This is a genomic window from Embleya scabrispora (assembly GCF_002024165.1).
Lineage (GTDB): Bacteria > Actinomycetota > Actinomycetes > Streptomycetales > Streptomycetaceae > Embleya > Embleya scabrispora_A.
Map to the genome: position 1 here is coordinate 676,448 of NZ_MWQN01000003.1, position 16,821 is coordinate 693,268.

The window sequence follows — 16,821 nt, forward strand, 5'->3', positions numbered from 1 at the left end:
GTCACCCGGACGGTGTCACGAAAGTCCCCGAAAGCTCCCCAAACCCCTCTTTCGAGGGAAAACGTGGCCCGCCGGGCGCGGCGGTGACGTCGACCCGGCGGAGGACGCGAGTCGTGTGGACGGGTTCGCGCGCTCCGCCATATCGTGTCGTGGTTGAGACCAGGCCGATATGACGACACCGATGAAGGAGACCCCAGAGTGGGCACGGGTGGCAGCGTCGAGACGTTGGAATTCCAGGCCGAGACCCGGCAGTTGCTCCAGTTGGTGATCCATTCGATCTATTCGAACAAGGACATCTTCCTGCGTGAGCTGATCTCCAACGCCTCCGACGCTCTGGACAAGTTGCGATTGGAGTCGTTGATCGACTCCGACCTCGAGGTCGATACGTCCGACCTGCACATCGTCTTGGCCGTCGACAAGGACGCCCGCACGCTGACCGTGCGCGACAACGGCATCGGCATGAGCCGCGACGACCTCGTGGAACTGATCGGCACGATCGCCAAGTCCGGCACCGCCGGTCTGCTGGAGAAGATCAAGGAAGCCAAGGAGTCCCAGGACGGCGCCGCGGCGCAGAACCTGATCGGGCAGTTCGGCGTCGGCTTCTACTCGGCGTTCATGGTCGCCGACAAGGTCACCTTGCGCACCCGGCGGGCGGGCACCGACTCGGGCACCGCGTGGGAGTCCGACGGCGAGGGCACCTACGAGATCCGGGCCGTCGACGACCTGCCCGTGGGCACCTCGGTCACCCTGCACCTCAAGGCCGCCGACAACGAGGACGGGTTGGCCGACTACCTGTCCGAGTGGAAGATCCGGCAGATCGTCAAGCAGTACTCGGACTTCATCCGCTGGCCGATCCGGATGGCGACGGAGCGGACCGACGCCGACGGCGTCACCACGCACGGCGTCGACACGCTCAACTCGATGAAGGCGCTGTGGGCCAGGCCGCGCAGCGAGGTGACCGAGGCCGAATACGCCGAGTTCTACCGGCAGATCAGCCACGACGGGCTCGACCCGGCCGAGACGATCCACATGCGCGCCGAGGGCAACTTCGAGTACGAGGCGCTGCTGTTCATCCCGTCGCAGGCCCCGTTCGACCTGTTCTCGCGCGAGACGAAGCGCGGCGTACAGCTGTACGTCAAGCGGGTGTTCATCATGGACGACTGCGAAGCGCTGATGCCGAACTATCTGCGCTTCGTCAAGGGTGTCGTGGACGCGCACGACCTGTCGCTGAACATCTCCCGCGAGATCCTGCAACACGACCGGCAGATCCGCGGGGTGCGCCGGCGCCTGGTGAAGAAGGTCCTCGGCGCGATCAAGGACATGCAGGCCAAGGACGGCGAGCGCTACACGAGGTTGTGGGCGCAGTTCGGCCGGGCGCTGAAGGAGGGCCTGCTCGAGGACACCGACAACACCGAGGCGTTGCTGGAACTGGTTTCGGCGGCCTCCACGCACGACCCGGAAAAGACCACCACGCTGCGCGAGTACGTCGAGCGCATGAAGGACGGTCAGGACGCGATCTACTACCTGACCGGCGAGACCCGGGCGATGGTGGAGAACTCCCCGCACATGGAGGCCTTCGCCGCCAAGGGGTACGAGGTGCTGATCCTCACCGACCCGGTCGACGAGGTCTGGGTCGACCAGGTCCCGGCGTTCGCCGGCCACGCGTTGCGGTCCATCGCCAAGGGGCAGGTCGACCTCGACGAGCCCGCCGACGACGACGGCGAGGCCGAGTCGGACCGGGCCAAGCGCGAGGAGGACTTCGCCGCCCTGCTCCCGTGGCTGACCACGACGCTGTCCGAGCAGGTCAAGCAGGTGCGCCTGTCGTCCCGGCTGACCACGTCGGCGGCCTGCATCGTCGGCGACGCGCACGACATGACGCCGACCCTGGAGAAGATGTACCGGGCGATGGGCCAGGAGATGCCCCCGGTCAAGCGCATCCTGGAACTCAACCCGACACACCCCTGATCACCGCTCTGCGCGCGGCGCACGCGACGAACGCGGAGGACCCGGCGCTCGCCGAGATCGTGGAACTCGTCTACGGCGGCGCCCTGCTCGCCGAAGGCGGCGACCTCCCCGACCCGGCCCGCTTCACCCGCCTGCTGACCAACCACCTGGCCAGGGGCCTGTAACCCACCCGGGGTGCGACCGGCCGGGCCGGCCGGTCGCACCCCCCGCCCGGCCGCGAGGACACCTGTGTGGGGCGGCCGGACGGGTCGGGGGCTCAGATGACGATGACTCGGCGGCCGCGGGTGTGGCCGGCCCGGCTGTCGATCTGGGCCGCTGCGGCCTCGGTGAGGCGGTACGACTTTTCGATCGGGATGTGCAGCCGCCCCCGGGCGATGAGGTCGGCGGCCTCGGCGAGCGCGTCCGGCACGCTTCCGGCCGCGCCGGAGAAGCGCACGCCGAGGTCCGGCGCGCCGAGGTCGGCGATGGAGATCACCTTGAGTGGGTCCCCGGTCAGCTCGACGAGTTCGCGGATCACCCCCGAGCCGGCCAGATCGAGCGCCGCGTCGACCCGGCCGAGCCCGCGCACCCGCTCGACCCAGCCCTCGCCGTATGTCGTGGCGACGGCGCCCAGGCCGCGCAGATAGTCCTGGTTCGCGGCGCCGCCCGTGGCGATCACCGCGATGCCGCGGTCGCGGGCGATCTGCAACACCGCCGATCCCACTCCCCCCGACGCACCGCTGACCAACAGCGTCTGCCCGGGTTCCACGCCGACCTCGCGGATGATGCGCAACGCGGTCTCCACCACGGACGGGTACCCGGCCGCCTCCTCGAAGCTCAGCCCCTCGGGCATCCGGGCCCAGGCCGACATCACGGCGAACTCGGCGTAGGTGTCCGACCCTTCGCCGAACACGTGGTCGCCGACCTCGACTCCCTCGACGCCTTCGCCGACCTCGTCCACCACCCCGGCGGCGTCCAACCCCACTCCGGAGGGCAGCTCGATCGGATGGGCCGACAGTTTCTGGCCTTCACGAATCCTCCAGTCGACGGGGTTCACCCCCGCCGCCCGCACGGCGATGCGTATCCGGCCGGGGCCCGCGTGGGGCTCCTCGGCGTCCAGGAGGCGCAAAACATCGGGACCACCGAACTCGGCGAAGCTCACTTTCCTCATGCCGTGGACCGTAGCACTAACGGTTAGTGTTTCGAAACCGTTGTTGTCTCGTAACTGATAGCATCAGGTCATGACCGAGCCAGTCGGCCGCCGCGAACGCAAGAAGGCCGCGACCCGCCAGAACATCGCCGACACCGCCCTGCGGCTCTTCCTGGAGCGCGGATACGACGCGGTGGGCATCCGCGACGTGGCCGCCGAGGCCGACGTCGCCGTCACCACGCTCTTCTCGCACTTCGCCTCGAAGGAGGCCCTGGTGTTCGAGCGGGACCAGGACTTCGAAAAACGCCTCGCCAAGGCGGTCACCGACCGCGAACCGCACGAGCCGATCGTCCCCGCGTTGCGGCGCGAGATGCGGGACATGGTGCGCCATTGCGCGTCGGAGGGCGCCGCCCCGACCTGGCACATGATCGACGCGACGCCCGCGCTGCGCGAATACGAGGAGTCGATGCGACTGCGCCACGCCGAATCGCTGGCCGCGGCCATCGCCGCCGACCTCGACCTGCCCCCGGGCACCACGGCCTGCCGGACGATCGCCAGGTTCGTGACCGACGCCCATGCGCCGGCCCGCGAGGCGGCCGATCCGGACGCCGCGGTGGATGAGATCTTCCGGATGATCGAGGCCGCCTGGGAGGTCGCCTTCCCGACGGCGACGCCTCGATCCTGATACAACCGATCAGCGATCAGCAGCACCACCAACGGCAGCACACGTCGACACTGAAGGACCATTGCGACCGCCGCACCACAACCCATGGTTGTACCCATAGGGTGTCCGCATGGACCTCGACGCCGTCCGGACCTTCGTCACCGCCGCCGAGGCGGGGCAGTTCCAAGAGGCCGCCACCGAGTTGGCGGTCACCCAGCAGGCCGTCTCCAAGCGCATCGCCGCGCTGGAGCGCACCCTCGGCGTACGACTGTTCACCCGCACCCCGCGCGGCGCCGAACTCACCATCGACGGACAGGCGTTCCTGCCGCACGCCCGGGAACTGCTGCGCGTCGCCGAACGGGCCGTCGAGTCCGTACGCATCGGCAGCCGTCCGCTTCGCGTCGACGTGCTCAGCTCACGCGGCGCGGCGTCGGGCCTGCTGCGCGGCTTCCATCGGGCACACCCCGAGGTCGAGCTCGACGTGGTGATGTTGTTCGGCATCGACACGGCCATCGCCGCCATCCGGTCCGGTGCGATCGACGCGTCCTTCCGCGCCGTCACCGTGCCGGGCCGGCCGCTCCCCGACGACGTCGAGTCCGCCCGGGTGCTCGACGAGCCGCTCCAACTCCTCACCGGCCCCGGACACGTCCTGGCCGGCGCCCGCTCGGTGCCCATGGCCGGGCTCGCCGGGCATCGGATCTGGATGCCCGGCATCGTCCCCGGCACCGAGTGGGCGGCCTACTACGACGACCTCGTCGCCGAGTTCGGCCTGACCATCGAGGCGACCGGCCCCAACTTCGGCGCCGACGCACTCCTCGACACCGTCGCCGACACGCCGGCCCTGGCCACCTTCATGGGCGGAAACACCCGCCTGGTCTGGCCCACCGACCACGGCCTGCGCCGCATCCCGGTGACCGACCCGATGCCCGTCTACCCCCACTCACTCCTGTGGCAGCGCGGCAACCCCCACCCCGCGCTGGCAACCCTTCGCACGCACCTCGCCGACACGGCCACCGCGCCCAACGCGCCCGGGACCTGGACCCCCGACTGGACCAACCCGCACTGAGCCCGGCCGGATTGCCGGCCGGGTGGCCCGAACTCCCGCCGTGTCGGCGGCCCTGCGCATGGCCGGCTGCCCGATCGGCCTGCCACGCAATCGAGTTCGCGGCGGGTACCGGCGGCCGCCGTCGTGGTCACGGTTACCGAATGTTCACACCCCGTAGGGTCCCGGCGGCCCCTCGGCGTCCGGCACGCTGGTCGCGATCCGCGCCCGGGTCCGGGCCGGACGTCACCACGTCACTCGGGAGGCCTCGCCTTGTCCACCTCGACCGTGCTCCGCCGCGCCGCGACGACCGGCTGTGTCGCCCTGCTCACCCTCGCCGCGACCTCGACCCTGACCGCTCCCGCGCAGGCCGCGTTGCCGACACCCGTCTCCGCGGCGACCGCCCGCTCGTATCTGGCCGGCATGGCCGCCACCGCCGAGAGCCACGGCGACAGCTACGACCGCAGCCTGTTCCCGACCTGGATCACCATCTCCGGGACCTGCGACACCCGCGAGTGGATACTCAAGCGCGACGGCGCGGGCGTGACCACGAACTCGGCCTGTGGCGCCACATCCGGCACCTGGACCAGCGCCTACGACAACGTCGTCACGACCGACCCGTCGACGTTCGACATAGACCACGTGATACCGCTGTCCGAGGCCTGGGCCTCCGGCGCCTGGGCCTGGACCACCACACGCCGTCGTACGTTCGCCAACGACGTGAACGACCCGCAACTGATCGCCGTCTCCGCCTCGTCCAACCGCTCGAAGGGCGACCGGGACCCTGCCGAATGGCTGCCCCAGGCGTCCTTCCGCTGCACGTACGCCCGGGCCTGGGTCCAGGTCAAGCACGACTACGCGCTCACCGTCGACAGCAGCGAGAAGAGCGCGCTCGCCTCCATCCTCGGCGCCTGCTGATCTCACGGACCGCGAACCGGGCGCCCCGGCCGCCCGTTCACCCGTTTCCCACACTGCGGATGCGGATTTCCTCGACAGAAGCGATCATGTAGACCGCCCGAGGAGAAAGCGGCACATATCCATGATTGTTGCGGAAGGCCTCACCAAGAGGTACGGCGCGAAGACGGCTGTCGACGACGTCAGCTTCGAGGTCCACCCCGGGCGGGTCACCGGGTTCCTCGGACCCAACGGCGCGGGGAAGTCCACCACGATGCGGATGATCCTGGGCCTGGACCGACCCAGCGCCGGTCGGGTGACCGTGGACGGTCGGGCCTACCGCGACCTGAGCGCGCCGATGGTGGAGGTCGGCGCGCTCATCGACGCCAAGGCCCTGCACGGCGGCCGGACCGCCCGAGACCACCTGGTCGTACTGGCCAAGTCCAACGGCGTCCCGCTCACCCGCGTCGACGAGGTCTTGGACGTCGTCGGTCTCACCTCGGTCGCCAAGAAGCGCTCCGGCGGCTTCTCGCTGGGCATGGGCCAGCGGCTGGGGATCGCCGGGGCGCTGCTCGGCGATCCCCGGGTGCTCCTGTTCGACGAGCCGGTGAACGGGCTCGACCCCGAGGGGATCCTGTGGATCCGCAACCTGATGAAGCGCCTCGCCGGCGAGGGCCGCACGGTCTTCGTCTCCTCACACCTGATGAGCGAGATGGCGCTGACCGCCGACCACCTCCTCGTCATCGGGCGCGGGCGGATCCTCGCCGACACGGGCGTGGCCCAGTTCATCGCGGAGAACTCGGTCAGCCACGTGAAAGTGCGCTCGCCGCAGGCGGATCGGCTGGCCGAACTCGCCGCGGAGGCGGGCTGGCAGGTGAACCGGGACCCGGCGGGGGCGCTGTTGATCCAGGAGGTGACCACCGATCAGGTCGGTGATCTCGCCGGGCACAACGGGGTGTTCCTGCACGAGTTGGCGAAGGTCGAGGCCTCGCTCGAAGAGGCGTTCATGCGGCTCACCGCCGACAGCGTCGAATACCACACCGGTGGTACACCCCCGAAGGTCGCCCCCGAGGCGGTCCCGGGATGGGGCCCGCCGACCGCCGCCGACCGGATCGGATGAGGCCACGATGACGACGACCGCACCCGCCGCGCCCAGCGCGGTCGCGCCCGGCGCGCGACTGACCTTCGGCCGGATCCTGGATTCCGAGTGGGCCAAGATCAAGACCGTACGCTCGACCGTTTGGACCCTGCTCGCCCTGTTCGCGGTGAGCGTGCTGATCAGCTGGGGCATCGCCGCCCTGGCCGCGAGCGATGTGGCCAAGGACGTGGCCGAGGGCAAGAAGAACGACGCGCCCGATCTGCTCACCGTGGGCGTCGCGTTCGGCCAGATCGCCGCGCTGGTGCTCGGCGTGATGTCGATGACGGCCGAATACTCGACCGGCATGATCCGTACCAGCCTGACCGCGGTGCCGTGGCGTGCCTCGATGCTCACCGCCAAGGCCGTGGTACTGGCCCTGGTCCTGTTCGTGGTGGGCGCGATCACCGGGTTCTGCTGCTACTTCCTGGCCAACCTGATGCTCGACGCCAAGGACGTCGGCGTCGACCTGGGCGAACCCGGCGTGATCCGGGCCCTGATCGGCACGGGCCTGTACCTGGCCGTCCTCGGCCTGTTCGGTATGGCCCTGGGCGTACTGCTGCGGCACACCGCCGGCGCCATCACCCTGGGCATCGCGCTGATCTTCGTGGTCGGCGGCGTGGTCGGCCTGATCCCCGGCAGGACCGGCGACTGGATCGCCAAGCTGATGCCCGCCAACGCCGGCGGCCAGGTCATGTCGGTCGAGGCCGCGGACAAGATGCTCCAACCCTGGCCGGGCTTCGCGGTCTTCGCGGCCGAAACCCTGATCCTCCTACTCCTCGGCGCCCTCCTCCTCGAGAAACGCGACGCGTGACCCACCGCACCGACGCCGCCCCGGATCGGACCGGCCCGACCCGAGTTGATCCTGGATCTCTCGGGCGAGCAGGTCCTCGCGGCCCTTCAGCGCGTCCGCCGAGCGCCGGTCGTGCGGGAACACCAGTTCCGCCGCGACGTTGTCCTGCACGATCCGGGCCAGGTTGTCGAGGGCGACGAGGACCGGGTCGGTGGGCGGTTGGGCGGTCGCGATGTCGATCAGGTGCGAGTCGGCCGTCGCGGGGTCCATGAACCGTTTGACGATGATCGAGTTCTGGTTCGGGGCGGACGTGGTCCAGATCGACAGGACGACCACGTACAGGCCGGGCCAACTCCCGGGGCCGACCTCGTCCCGCCACCGGTTCATCAGCGCGGTCACGCCGCCGATCTGCGCCCGGGCCGCGTACTCGATGTTGGTGGCGATGGCTTCGCCCAGGCCGCCCGTGAAGTCCTCGAACGACCGCGTGTCGAAGGCGGCGCGGCCGGCCGATCGGGCGATGAACTCCAGTGCCGCGTCCAGGATGTGCCCGCTCGCCGCGTCGAGCCGGCCGGGCAGGCGCGCGTCGCCGAGGTGCCGTCGGGCGTCTGCCAGGGTGGCGCCGAAGGCCCGCAGCGGACCGATCCACTCGGTCGTACCGGGGCCCTCGAACGCCACCATGTCCACGTCGTGCCGGTCCAGGCGCGCGGTACCGGGCGGGTTCGGGATTCGCCGGCTCAGGTACGGCGCGAGGATCGAGAAGATGCCCAACGGCACATGGGCGATCGACTTGGCCAGTTCGAAGATGTCCGAGACGGGCCACAGGGACTCCCGTCGACCCTCGTGCACGAGGGTGAACAGGCCGCCTCGGGAGTCGTTCTCCACGACGACGACCGGCCCGAGGCGCGGGATCAACTCGGCCCGCAGCGTGTCGTAATGGCGCCGCGTGTCGCCGTCGATCGCGACGATCGTGTTGCGGGCCCGGAGTTCGGCGCCGGCCGGATCCGGCCCCGGGTCGCCCGCATCCGGGGCCGCGGTCCCGATACCGCCGAGGAACGTCGAGGCGCCGACGGCCGACACGGCTCCGAGGAAGTCCCTACGCGCGGTCATGCCCCACCGCCCGCCTTTCCGCCGCTGCGCCCGGGCCCGGCGTGTTTGTCGAGTTCCAGCGTGAGGGCGCGGAACGGCGCGATGCCATCCCTCGTTCGACTGAACGCGCCGGGCCGCCCCGCTACCGGGCCACGGCGCGGACCGGGAGCGGGGAAGGCGATGATCGTCGCAGGAATCGGATCGGGCGAACCATAAGGGGCGAGGCGTGGGCGAGAGCGACGGCGCCGGGATCGAATCGGCGCAGGATGCCGCGAACGACGAGTTGGTGCTCGCGTTCGGGCGGTTGCAGGGGGCGGCCGGGCGACTGGAGTACCTGCTCGGCGGCGCGATCGAGGAGGAGTTCGGGATCAGTCACCTGATGTACGAGGTGCTGCTGATCGTTGGCCGAGCGGGTGGCGCAGGCATGTCGATGCGCGCGATCGCGCAGGAGCGGGTCCTGACCACGGGCGGGATGACCCGCCTGGTGGACCGCATGGAGGCGGCCGGCCTGGTCGCGCGCACCGACGACCCCACGGACCGTCGCGGCAAGCTGGTACGGCTGACCGCGCACGGCCGGGACGTCGTGGTGCGGGCCAGTCGACTCCACGTACAAAACATCCGCCGCCACTTCCTGGAACCGCTGCCCGCGGAGGCCCGGGAACAGTTCATGGAGTGCCTGCGCATCCTGTCCCACGCGGCCCGTGACGCCCTCCCACGCCTGCGCTAGCCCGAACCGACCGGGTTCACCGGCTCGCCCGGCCGAGCGCACACCCGAAGGGAATATCTGACAGAACAGATACTGTTGGAGCAGATACATCGCTTCGACCGGCACCTGCGCCCGGAGCGGTGCGTATGCCCGAGCCATTCCCTCCCACGAAAGCCCCTTCCCGTGAAACTCGTCTACGTCTTCGACGCATACTGCGGCTGGTCCTACGGCTTTGCCCCCACCCTCGCCGAGGTCACCGCGCGCCACCCCGAACTGCCCGTCGAGGTGGTGTCCGGGGGGCTGTTCACCGGGCCGCGCGCCGTGCCGATCCGCGAGTTCGGCTACGTCCAGGGGGCGAATGCCCGGATCAGTGAGCAGACCGGCGTCGTGTTCGGGCCGGCCTACGAACGGCTGATCGCGGACGGGTCGTTCGTGATGGACTCCGCGGCGGCCGCACGCGGCATGGCGGCGCTTCGGCAGGCGGCGCCGGAGCGGGCGGCGGCACTGGCCGGCGAGGTGCAGGCCGCGTTCTATCGCGACGGGCTGAGCCTGTCGGAGCCCGGTACGTTCCTCCGCGTCGCTGCCGCGGCCGGCCTCGACACGACGCGGATCGGAGCCGCGCTCGACGCACCGGCCTCCCGTCACGCGGCCGAGGCCGACTTCCGGTGGGCGGCCGAGTCGGGGGTGACGGCGTACCCGACCCTCCTGGTCCAAAACGGCGAGCGCGTCGCGGTCCTGGCCGTCGGCCGCGCCGATCCCGACTCGATCGACGCCGCGCTGGAACGGTTCGGAGCGGGCCGCCCCGGGACCACCACCGCCGGCCACTGAGGCGCGCCCCCGGACACCGCCCGACTCCCCTCTCGACACAGGATTGGTTATGCGCATAATCTTATGCGCATAACCAATCTGCCGTCAGGCACAGGCACGGCCCGTCGAGGAGAGCCCATGACCACCGACATCGATCAGAGCGCGATACCCACCGGGGACTACGAGCCGAGCGCGTCGCCGTGGGTCCGCGAGCACGTCGAGCAGATCATGCGCACCGGGACCACCGAGGGCATCACGATCAAGGGCCTGCCCACCGTGCTGCTCACCTATCGGGGCGCCAGGTCCGGCAAGATCCGCAAGACACCGGTGATGCGCGTCGAGTACGGGGGGCAGTACGCGGCCGTCGCATCCAAGGGCGGCGAGCCGACCAACCCGCAGTGGTACGCCTCCCTCGTCGCCGAACCCGTCGTCGGTCTCCAGGACGGCACGACCGTCGGCGGATATCGGGCGCGCGAGGTGTTCGACGACGAGAAGGCCGTGTGGTGGCGCCGAGCCGTGGACGCGTACCCGGACTTCGCCGACTACCAACTCCGGACCGACCGCCTCATCCCGGTCTTCGTCCTCGAACCCGTCGACGCGAACACACCGGCGCGGCACGCGGTCGAGGACTGAGCCGACCCGCACTCCCGCAGGGGCGCCGCCGTGGCCGGCGCCGACCGCGGTCATCTCGACGAAACCCCCGCCGGCGCGGGCGAGTCGGCCTACCCTGATCGGGGAGGGTCGTACGCGGTGGTGCGCGGCGACCGTGGGGGGAGCGCGTCGGCATCCGCGTCCACCGGGCGCCGGTCACCGGACGCGGGAAGACGGTGGGGGTATTCGGCATGTCCTTCGGTGTGTCCTCCAATCGAGCGTCGGGCGTGCGCGCGCTCGGCCGGACGGTGTGTGCGGCGACCGTGGCGGGATCGCTGGTCGCCTGTGGAGTGGTGGTCAAGCAGGGTCTTCCGGCGCTGACCGTCGAGGTGGCCCGGCTGATGATGAGCCAAGGCGGCGACATCTCGGTCGAGCAGGCCGCCAAGCTCACGGTGACCGTACTGGGACCGATCGCCCTGGAAGCACTGCTCGCCGCGAGCGCGGCCGGCACCGACCCCGGCGCCGGCCCGTCCGGCGGCATCGTCCCCGTCGCGCATCGCGTCGCCTCCGATGCGACGCGACCCGTGGACAACGACTGGACGATCGTGGTGCGCCGCAAGGTCGACGGCACGGTGCGGAACACCGGATACCGAGTCGCCTACGCGGGCAAGGTGTACGTGCTCACCAACGGCCGTACCGCGCAGTCGTTCGAGCCCAGTCGGAAGCTGATCACGATCGACGCCACCTCGGACACCGCGACCGCCGTCGCCGTCGTGGACAGCCTGGAGCAACCGGTGCGCAGTTCGGGGAAGTTCCGGCTCCTGGTGGCGGGCAAGTACACCGACTACGACTTCGACTCCGACAAGCGCTCCGCCTCGCACGCCGGCACCGACCTGCACGCCGGCCTCGGCGGCCCCTCGGCCGCACACGGCGCGCGGTACGCGAAGTTCTCCGGCGACAAGACGCCGTCCCTGCGGGACTGCGTCACGGAACCACCGGACGCCTGGGGCAGCGATTTCAACAAGCTCAACCCCTACGGCCACTACTGCCTGCAAACCGCCGACGGCCACTTCGGCACCCTCGGACTCAGCAGCACCAGCGAATACTCCTACACGATGTGGCAAACGGCAGTCGCCACTAAGTGAGGCGGCCGGGCACGATGATCGGGCTCGGCCGAGCCGAGGGACTCAGGTGCGGCCGGCGCCGTTCTGAGCCTGTCGCAGCGCCTGCGAGGACGGCATCCAGTCGGCGTGTACCACCCGGAAGCCCGCGGCCCGGTATGCCTCGCAGACCAGGGCGTCGTCGTCGACGACCATGGCGACGGTACGGCCGCGCGCGAGCTTCCGCAGCAGTTCGGGTTTGGCGACCCGTGCCGGGCGGCGGTCCCGCTCGGCACGCATCAGCAGGCGGCCGGCGGGCAGGCCGTGTCGATCCAACCAGTCGACGGTGTCGCGCCTGCAGCGCTCCGGACGGCCGGTCACGTACACCACCTCGTGCGTCTCCGCACTGGTCCGCGCGAGTTCGGCACCCTCGGCGAGCGGCGCGTCCTGCGCCGCGGCCGCGAAGAACGCGTCCCAGTCCCGGGGACGCGCCTCGACGAAGTGCAACCGGTGCCGGGTATCGGCCACCGTGCCATCCAGGTCGAACACCGCCAGCGGACGGGATATCACAAACGCCTCCACGACAATCCGGACTCGGTCGCGCAGTCTACGCCGATGCCGCGGGGCTCCCGGGAGCCGCCTCGGAGCCGGCGTCGTCACCCCTCGCCGTCGGAGCACAGGGCCGCCGACTCGGGAGACATCCAGGCGGGCAGGCCGTCACCGGTCACCACCGACCCGGGCACTCGGCTCCGCCGGCCCGCTTACCCCCGTGGCCGAAAGAGATCCGTTTATCCTCGCTCCTACTCGACCTCCGCACGTGATCGGAACCGCCGACGGATCTTTCGGGGACCCGCGCGCAAGATCGACACACAACCGCTTACATCTTTTGTGTGAGGAGTGTGTGAGCCTTTTTGATCTGTGATCCACATCACATTGACGCACCTTTCGTATCAAGGCTTCACTTTCGAGGCGACGAGAATCGAAAGACGGATTCTCTAGCGGTGGATATCTCTCCACCGGTCCGGGTCGCGTAGGAAACCCGGCCGGTCCACAGTCACCTGGAGGTTGTCGTGGTGAAGATCGTCAACTCTTTCTCCAAGAGGTTCAGGGTCGAGAAGAGCCTCAAATCCGCCACCTGGTACATCTGGTACAGCTGATCGTTTCGATCGGCTCCGCCTGAGATTCGGTTGATCCGCCGACCGATGCGGTTCGGGCTCGCTCCCGCCGCATAATCGTTACCTCTGCGGTAGCGCCGCCTCGACCCGACCGAGCGTCGGATCGCCGCCCGGGCTCGCGTCCGGTGGAGCCGCGTCCCGGCTCCGCCGGGCGGGAGACTCTACGCCCAGTGGAGAGCACCGATGAATCGTTCCGACACGGTCGGAAGTGCCCGGGTCACCGTTTTCGCGCCGAAGATCGAGGAACTGCTGCGCGAACGTCGCGGTGCGGGGTTTTTCCGCATCGACGGCGACACGGTCGGGGTCGCCGATCCGGAATTGATCAACAAACTCCTGGAGAGCAGGCCGGCGCACGAATTCGAGCGACCGACTTTCAAGCCGCTCCAGGGAAGATCGATCGAGCGCGTGGAGGCCAACGACGTCCTGCGGGCCGTCTCGCACGACGTACGCGCCGCATTGGGCGGCCCGGCTCCCGATTCCGTCGATCTTTCCGGAATCTGGCCGCGTACGGGGCACGCGTATCTTCGCGATCTTCTTTTCGGGCCCGATCCCTTGCGGTTTCGCATGCTCACCGATCGCCGCCTCGAAAAGGCGCCGGTACTCACCCGCGCCGTGGTCCGCACGAGTGCCGTCCTGCCGGGAAAGCCCGCCCTCGACCCGCCGGTGTCCCGCCTCGCCGCCGTCATCGCCGCGGCCGCCGAGCACGGCGACCGGCACTACGCCATGGGCCTGTACCGCCGGGTCGCCGCGCCGGTGTGCCTGGGGGTCGCGGCGCTGGTTGCGAACGCGCTCTGGCTCGGCTCGCCGTTCCACCCCGACGCGAGCAACCGGCACATCGTGCTGGAGTCGCTGCGGTTGTTGCCGCCGTCGTGGAACATCCTGCGGGTCGCGTCCCCCGAGTTCTCCGCCGTGGACTCCCGGATCGGCCCGAACGACGATGTGCTGCTGCTCCCGCTGTTGACCCACCGCGATCCCGAACTGTGGCCCGAGCCCGATGTGTTCGTCCCCGAGCGCTGGCACGAGCTGGACGAGGACGACCACCCGGGCTACATTCCCTTCGGCCACGCGAGCGATCGTTGCCGGGGTCGGCACCTGATCGTCCCGCTCGCCGAACACCTCCTCGAACGCTTGCGCGCCGACCACCTCGCGGTGAGCCCCGGACAGACCACCGCCAAGGTGCCGCTCGCCGGCCTGCTCGGGGTCACACGGGTACAGGTGTCCCGAAACCGACTGTCCGGCAGCTGAGTTCGGCGCGGCGCGCCTTCAACGCGCCGGATCCCGCCCGGGATCCGGCTCGGGATCCCACCTGGTCGTCAGCCGTCGTGCGCCACGACCCTGCCGCCTCGGTAGAGGTACCGAGTCCCGTCCAGCGTGAAGAACTTGATCGTCTGCCACTCGCGCGTGTCGGACACACGATGCACGTACAGGTCACGGCCGGCCGGCAGGAGGCGGAACTCCGACGGCGCCCGCCCCTCGAACGTCCGGCGCACGTACAGCGCTCCGTCGCGTTCGAGGACCTCCTCGACGATGCCGGTGGCCGGGTAGCGGCCCAGGTATCCGCCGGCGTCGCGTGGCGGGGTAGTGCCGTCGGGGGTGTGCTGCGGGCGTGGTGCGACGTGGGCGAGGGCGGTGAAGATCTCCCGGAACAGGTCCACGTGCAGCGCGGCGTTGTCGCCGCCGTTGGTGAGCAGGACGACGGCGATCCGGGCATCGGGCAGGATGCGCAGGAAGGACGCCTGGGCGTGGGTGGTGCCGTCGTGGCCGTAGGCGGTGCGGCCGTTCCAGTCCCAGCGGGCCCAACCCAGTCCGCGGGTTTCGCCGCTGTCGGCGGTGTCGGGCGTGTCGGTCCACCGCGAGCGCATCGCTTCGGCGGAACGGCTCGACAGGATGCGCGTGCCGTCGGGCCCGCGCCCGTCGTCCAGGTGGAGGCGGGCGAACGTGAGCACGTCCTCGACGGAGGAGCAGACGATGCCGGCGGGGCCCGAGGAGCGCGGTATCGGGGCGGGGTTCACGTGCGGAGGCCGATCCCGCTCCCAGGTGTGTCCGGCGGCGGCGCGGTGGGCGAGCACGTCCTCGGGCAGGGTGTGCGTGCGGGTCAGGCCCAACGGCTTCAGGAGCCGATCGTGGAGTGCGGCGTCCCAGGTCGTACCGGTGACGCGCTCGATGAGCCGGCCCGTGAGCATCAGGCCGGCGTTGCAGTACGAGTGGACGCGGCCGAGCGGGTGCACGCCTCGAACGCCTCCGAGCAGCGCGGCGTATCGCTCCAGGCAGTCGTCGCCGCGACCGGTGTCGGTGAGCACGTCGCCGTCGATTCCGCTGGTGTGCGTGAGCAGGTGACGCAGGGTCAGGCGGGCTGTGCGCTCCGGGTCCGACAGGCGCAGTTCGGGCATCACCCGGGTCACGGGTGTGTCGAGGTCGAGCAGGCCCTCGTCGACCAGGCGCATGGCCACGGTCGCGGTCCAGACCTTGGTGACGGAGCCGATCTGCCAGACGGTGTCCGGTGTGGCCTCGATCCGGTCGTCGACGTTGGCCATGCCGGTGGCGATCTTCGTGACACGATTGCCCGACAGGATGCCCAGCGCGGCGCCCGGGACCTGATGGCGGGCGGCCAGTGCGTCGAGCCTGGTCTGCCAGTGCCGCGCGGCGGGGCCGGCGGCGGACGGGTCGGCGGGCGCGGGAGGTTGCTCGGCGGCGTACGCGGACGGCGCGAGGGCGGAGCCGGTCGCGGTGGCGCCGGCCGCGACGCCCAGCGACCCGCGAAGCACGGCGCGCCGGGTGGGCGACACGGACGCGTGGCCGGCGGCCTCGTCGGCGGAGGGGGTGTCACGATGGTCGATCACGATGTCGCCTCTCGATCGATCTCGGTGGGGCGCGGCGCACGCAGGTGGCCGCCACGCGAGCGAGCGGGCACGCGGGCGGGCACGTACGACGACGCGGGCGCCCATCGCCGGCGCACACCGGAGGCGTGGCCGAATACGCCGCGCTCAACGGGACTTCGCCCCATGACACCGTGCCCGCGCACTCCCCGATCGCGTGGGTCGAGGCTATGAAGCCGCCCCGGGCGGGCACGTCCCCCGAGGGTACGAGGACCCGAGTACTGCCCCGGCACACTCGACCGCCCCGCGCGTCCTACACCGGTACCCGCTCCGAGGGCCGATGTCGCCGCCGGCGAGGCGGGCCCCTGGGGATCGGGTGCGGAAGATTGCGCGCGGCACGAAACAGCCGTACCCGCCAGTGCAGTTCATGCCCTGTCACCAGCGCGGCCCGCACCGCACACTGACCTGGTCCACATCGATCGGGTGTCCCGGCGCACCCCGCACCGGGCCGATCGTCGGGCCCGGCCCCCGCGAACTCGCGCGGTACGGCCGGGCGTTCCGGACAGAAAGGGTCCCGATGAATCGTTCGACCCGGATGCCGAAGCTCCGTCCGCGGTTCCGCCGCCTGGCCGTCTGCGCGGCCTCGGCCGCCGTTCTCGCGCCGGTGCTCGTCCTCGCCGGTCAGACGTCGGCGAGCGCCCTCCCGACCGGCGCGAGCCGCAGTGCCTCCTGCGGCGCCGCCTACCAGATCAATCTCCAGGTCGGTGGGTACCAGTTCGCCCGTACCCAATACCTGGCGTGCGTCGGCCAGATCTGATCCGCGTCGACGCACGTCGCCGGCGGCGCCCGACCGACGGCCCGTGATCCGCCCGCGCGGCTCCCGCCCTTCCCCGTGGGGCGAGTTCGTGGCCGCGCGGG

General features: G+C 70.5%; 16 protein-coding genes and 1 pseudogene. 13 read left to right on the forward strand and 4 right to left on the reverse strand.

Features of this window, described 5'->3' with window-relative positions; all coding sequences use genetic code 11:
* Positions 1-198 precede the first annotated feature (198 nt).
* A pseudogene (htpG, locus tag B4N89_RS38505) lies at positions 199-2,129 on the forward strand (molecular chaperone HtpG).
* Between the two features lie 92 nt (positions 2,130-2,221).
* On the opposite strand, the gene B4N89_RS38510 reads toward htpG, so the two are convergent.
* Entirely contained in the window at positions 2,222-3,115 is an 894-nt protein-coding gene (locus B4N89_RS38510) for an NADP-dependent oxidoreductase (RefSeq protein ID WP_078981188.1), read from the reverse strand.
* A 70-nt stretch (positions 3,116-3,185) separates the two neighbouring features.
* Between B4N89_RS38510 and B4N89_RS38515 the strand changes: the two genes are divergently transcribed.
* From B4N89_RS38515 to B4N89_RS38535, 5 genes are all read left to right on the forward strand, one after another.
* Positions 3,186-3,779, forward strand: a complete 594-nt coding sequence (locus B4N89_RS38515; RefSeq protein WP_078981189.1) for a TetR/AcrR family transcriptional regulator — start codon at positions 3,186-3,188, stop codon at positions 3,777-3,779.
* A 109-nt stretch (positions 3,780-3,888) separates the two neighbouring features.
* Positions 3,889-4,824 (forward strand): LysR family transcriptional regulator, encoded by a 936-nt coding sequence (locus B4N89_RS38520; protein WP_078981190.1) that lies wholly within the window; start codon positions 3,889-3,891, stop codon positions 4,822-4,824.
* Between the two features lie 249 nt (positions 4,825-5,073).
* The gene (locus B4N89_RS38525; RefSeq protein WP_414646456.1) at positions 5,074-5,718 is read left to right on the forward strand and encodes an HNH endonuclease family protein; all 645 of its coding nucleotides are present in this window, start codon (positions 5,074-5,076) and stop codon (positions 5,716-5,718) included.
* A 121-nt stretch (positions 5,719-5,839) separates the two neighbouring features.
* Entirely contained in the window at positions 5,840-6,814 is a 975-nt protein-coding gene (locus tag B4N89_RS38530) for an ABC transporter ATP-binding protein (protein WP_078981191.1), read from the forward strand.
* A 7-nt stretch (positions 6,815-6,821) separates the two neighbouring features.
* Positions 6,822-7,643 carry an ABC transporter permease gene (locus tag B4N89_RS38535; protein ID WP_078981192.1) on the forward strand — a complete coding sequence of 274 codons (822 nt, stop codon included), beginning with the start codon at positions 6,822-6,824 and terminating at the stop codon, positions 7,641-7,643.
* Here the strand turns inward: B4N89_RS38535 and B4N89_RS38540 are convergent.
* A complete protein-coding gene (locus tag B4N89_RS38540) occupies positions 7,602-8,729 on the reverse strand; it encodes a hypothetical protein (RefSeq protein WP_201261111.1) in 1,128 nt (375 codons plus the stop codon). The two genes, B4N89_RS38535 and B4N89_RS38540, sit on opposite strands and share 42 nt — an antisense overlap.
* 205 nt (positions 8,730-8,934) lie before the next feature.
* On the opposite strand from B4N89_RS38540, the gene B4N89_RS38545 reads away from it, so the two are divergent.
* From B4N89_RS38545 to B4N89_RS38560, 4 genes are all read left to right on the forward strand, one after another.
* Entirely contained in the window at positions 8,935-9,435 is a 501-nt protein-coding gene (locus B4N89_RS38545; RefSeq protein ID WP_078981193.1) for a MarR family winged helix-turn-helix transcriptional regulator, read from the forward strand.
* Positions 9,436-9,597: 162 nt separating this feature from the next.
* Positions 9,598-10,242 (forward strand): DsbA family protein, encoded by a 645-nt coding sequence (locus B4N89_RS38550; RefSeq protein WP_078981194.1) that lies wholly within the window; start codon positions 9,598-9,600, stop codon positions 10,240-10,242.
* Between the two features lie 117 nt (positions 10,243-10,359).
* Positions 10,360-10,854 carry a nitroreductase family deazaflavin-dependent oxidoreductase gene (locus tag B4N89_RS38555; RefSeq protein ID WP_414646457.1) on the forward strand — a complete coding sequence of 165 codons (495 nt, stop codon included), beginning with the start codon at positions 10,360-10,362 and terminating at the stop codon, positions 10,852-10,854.
* A gap of 209 nt (positions 10,855-11,063) precedes the next feature.
* The gene (locus tag B4N89_RS38560; RefSeq protein WP_078981195.1) at positions 11,064-11,957 is read left to right on the forward strand and encodes a hypothetical protein; all 894 of its coding nucleotides are present in this window, start codon (positions 11,064-11,066) and stop codon (positions 11,955-11,957) included.
* A 42-nt stretch (positions 11,958-11,999) separates the two neighbouring features.
* On the opposite strand, the gene B4N89_RS38565 is transcribed toward B4N89_RS38560, so the two are convergent.
* Positions 12,000-12,482 carry an LNS2 domain-containing protein gene (locus tag B4N89_RS38565; RefSeq protein WP_235619209.1) on the reverse strand — a complete coding sequence of 161 codons (483 nt, stop codon included), beginning with the start codon at positions 12,480-12,482 and terminating at the stop codon, positions 12,000-12,002.
* A gap of 503 nt (positions 12,483-12,985) precedes the next feature.
* Between B4N89_RS38565 and B4N89_RS53510 the strand changes: the two genes are divergently transcribed.
* Together B4N89_RS53510 and B4N89_RS38570 are read left to right on the forward strand one after the other, a co-directional pair.
* Positions 12,986-13,069, forward strand: a complete 84-nt coding sequence (locus B4N89_RS53510; protein WP_414646465.1) for a tryptorubin family RiPP precursor — start codon at positions 12,986-12,988, stop codon at positions 13,067-13,069.
* A gap of 201 nt (positions 13,070-13,270) precedes the next feature.
* A complete protein-coding gene (locus tag B4N89_RS38570) occupies positions 13,271-14,332 on the forward strand; it encodes a cytochrome P450 (protein WP_078981196.1) in 1,062 nt (353 codons plus the stop codon).
* Positions 14,333-14,400: 68 nt separating this feature from the next.
* Here the strand turns inward: B4N89_RS38570 and B4N89_RS38575 are convergent, their stop codons facing one another.
* Positions 14,401-15,927 carry a serine hydrolase domain-containing protein gene (locus tag B4N89_RS38575; RefSeq protein WP_101897485.1) on the reverse strand — a complete coding sequence of 509 codons (1,527 nt, stop codon included), beginning with the start codon at positions 15,925-15,927 and terminating at the stop codon, positions 14,401-14,403.
* Between the two features lie 553 nt (positions 15,928-16,480).
* Between B4N89_RS38575 and B4N89_RS49250 the strand changes: the two genes are divergently transcribed.
* The gene (locus tag B4N89_RS49250) at positions 16,481-16,720 is read left to right on the forward strand and encodes a hypothetical protein (RefSeq protein WP_143658235.1); all 240 of its coding nucleotides are present in this window, start codon (positions 16,481-16,483) and stop codon (positions 16,718-16,720) included.
* Positions 16,721-16,821 lie beyond the last annotated feature (101 nt).

Excerpts from the sequence above, each read along its gene's own strand:
- B4N89_RS38570 (WP_078981196.1), top strand. The coding sequence starts at position 13,271 with ATGAATCGTTCCGACACGGTCGGAAGTGCCCGGGTCACCGTTTTCGCG.
- B4N89_RS49250 (WP_143658235.1), top strand. The coding sequence starts at position 16,481 with ATGAATCGTTCGACCCGGATGCCGAAGCTCCGTCCGCGGTTCCGCCGC.
- B4N89_RS38560 (WP_078981195.1), top strand. The coding sequence starts at position 11,064 with ATGTCCTTCGGTGTGTCCTCCAATCGAGCGTCGGGCGTGCGCGCGCTC.
- B4N89_RS38540 (WP_201261111.1), bottom strand. The coding sequence starts at position 8,729 with ATGACCGCGCGTAGGGACTTCCTCGGAGCCGTGTCGGCCGTCGGCGCC.
- B4N89_RS38555 (WP_414646457.1), top strand. The coding sequence starts at position 10,360 with ATGACCACCGACATCGATCAGAGCGCGATACCCACCGGGGACTACGAG.
- B4N89_RS38535 (WP_078981192.1), top strand. The coding sequence starts at position 6,822 with ATGACGACGACCGCACCCGCCGCGCCCAGCGCGGTCGCGCCCGGCGCG.
- B4N89_RS38510 (WP_078981188.1), bottom strand. The coding sequence starts at position 3,115 with ATGAGGAAAGTGAGCTTCGCCGAGTTCGGTGGTCCCGATGTTTTGCGC.
- B4N89_RS38530 (WP_078981191.1), top strand. The coding sequence starts at position 5,840 with ATGATTGTTGCGGAAGGCCTCACCAAGAGGTACGGCGCGAAGACGGCT.
- B4N89_RS38520 (WP_078981190.1), top strand. The coding sequence starts at position 3,889 with ATGGACCTCGACGCCGTCCGGACCTTCGTCACCGCCGCCGAGGCGGGG.
- B4N89_RS38515 (WP_078981189.1), top strand. The coding sequence starts at position 3,186 with ATGACCGAGCCAGTCGGCCGCCGCGAACGCAAGAAGGCCGCGACCCGC.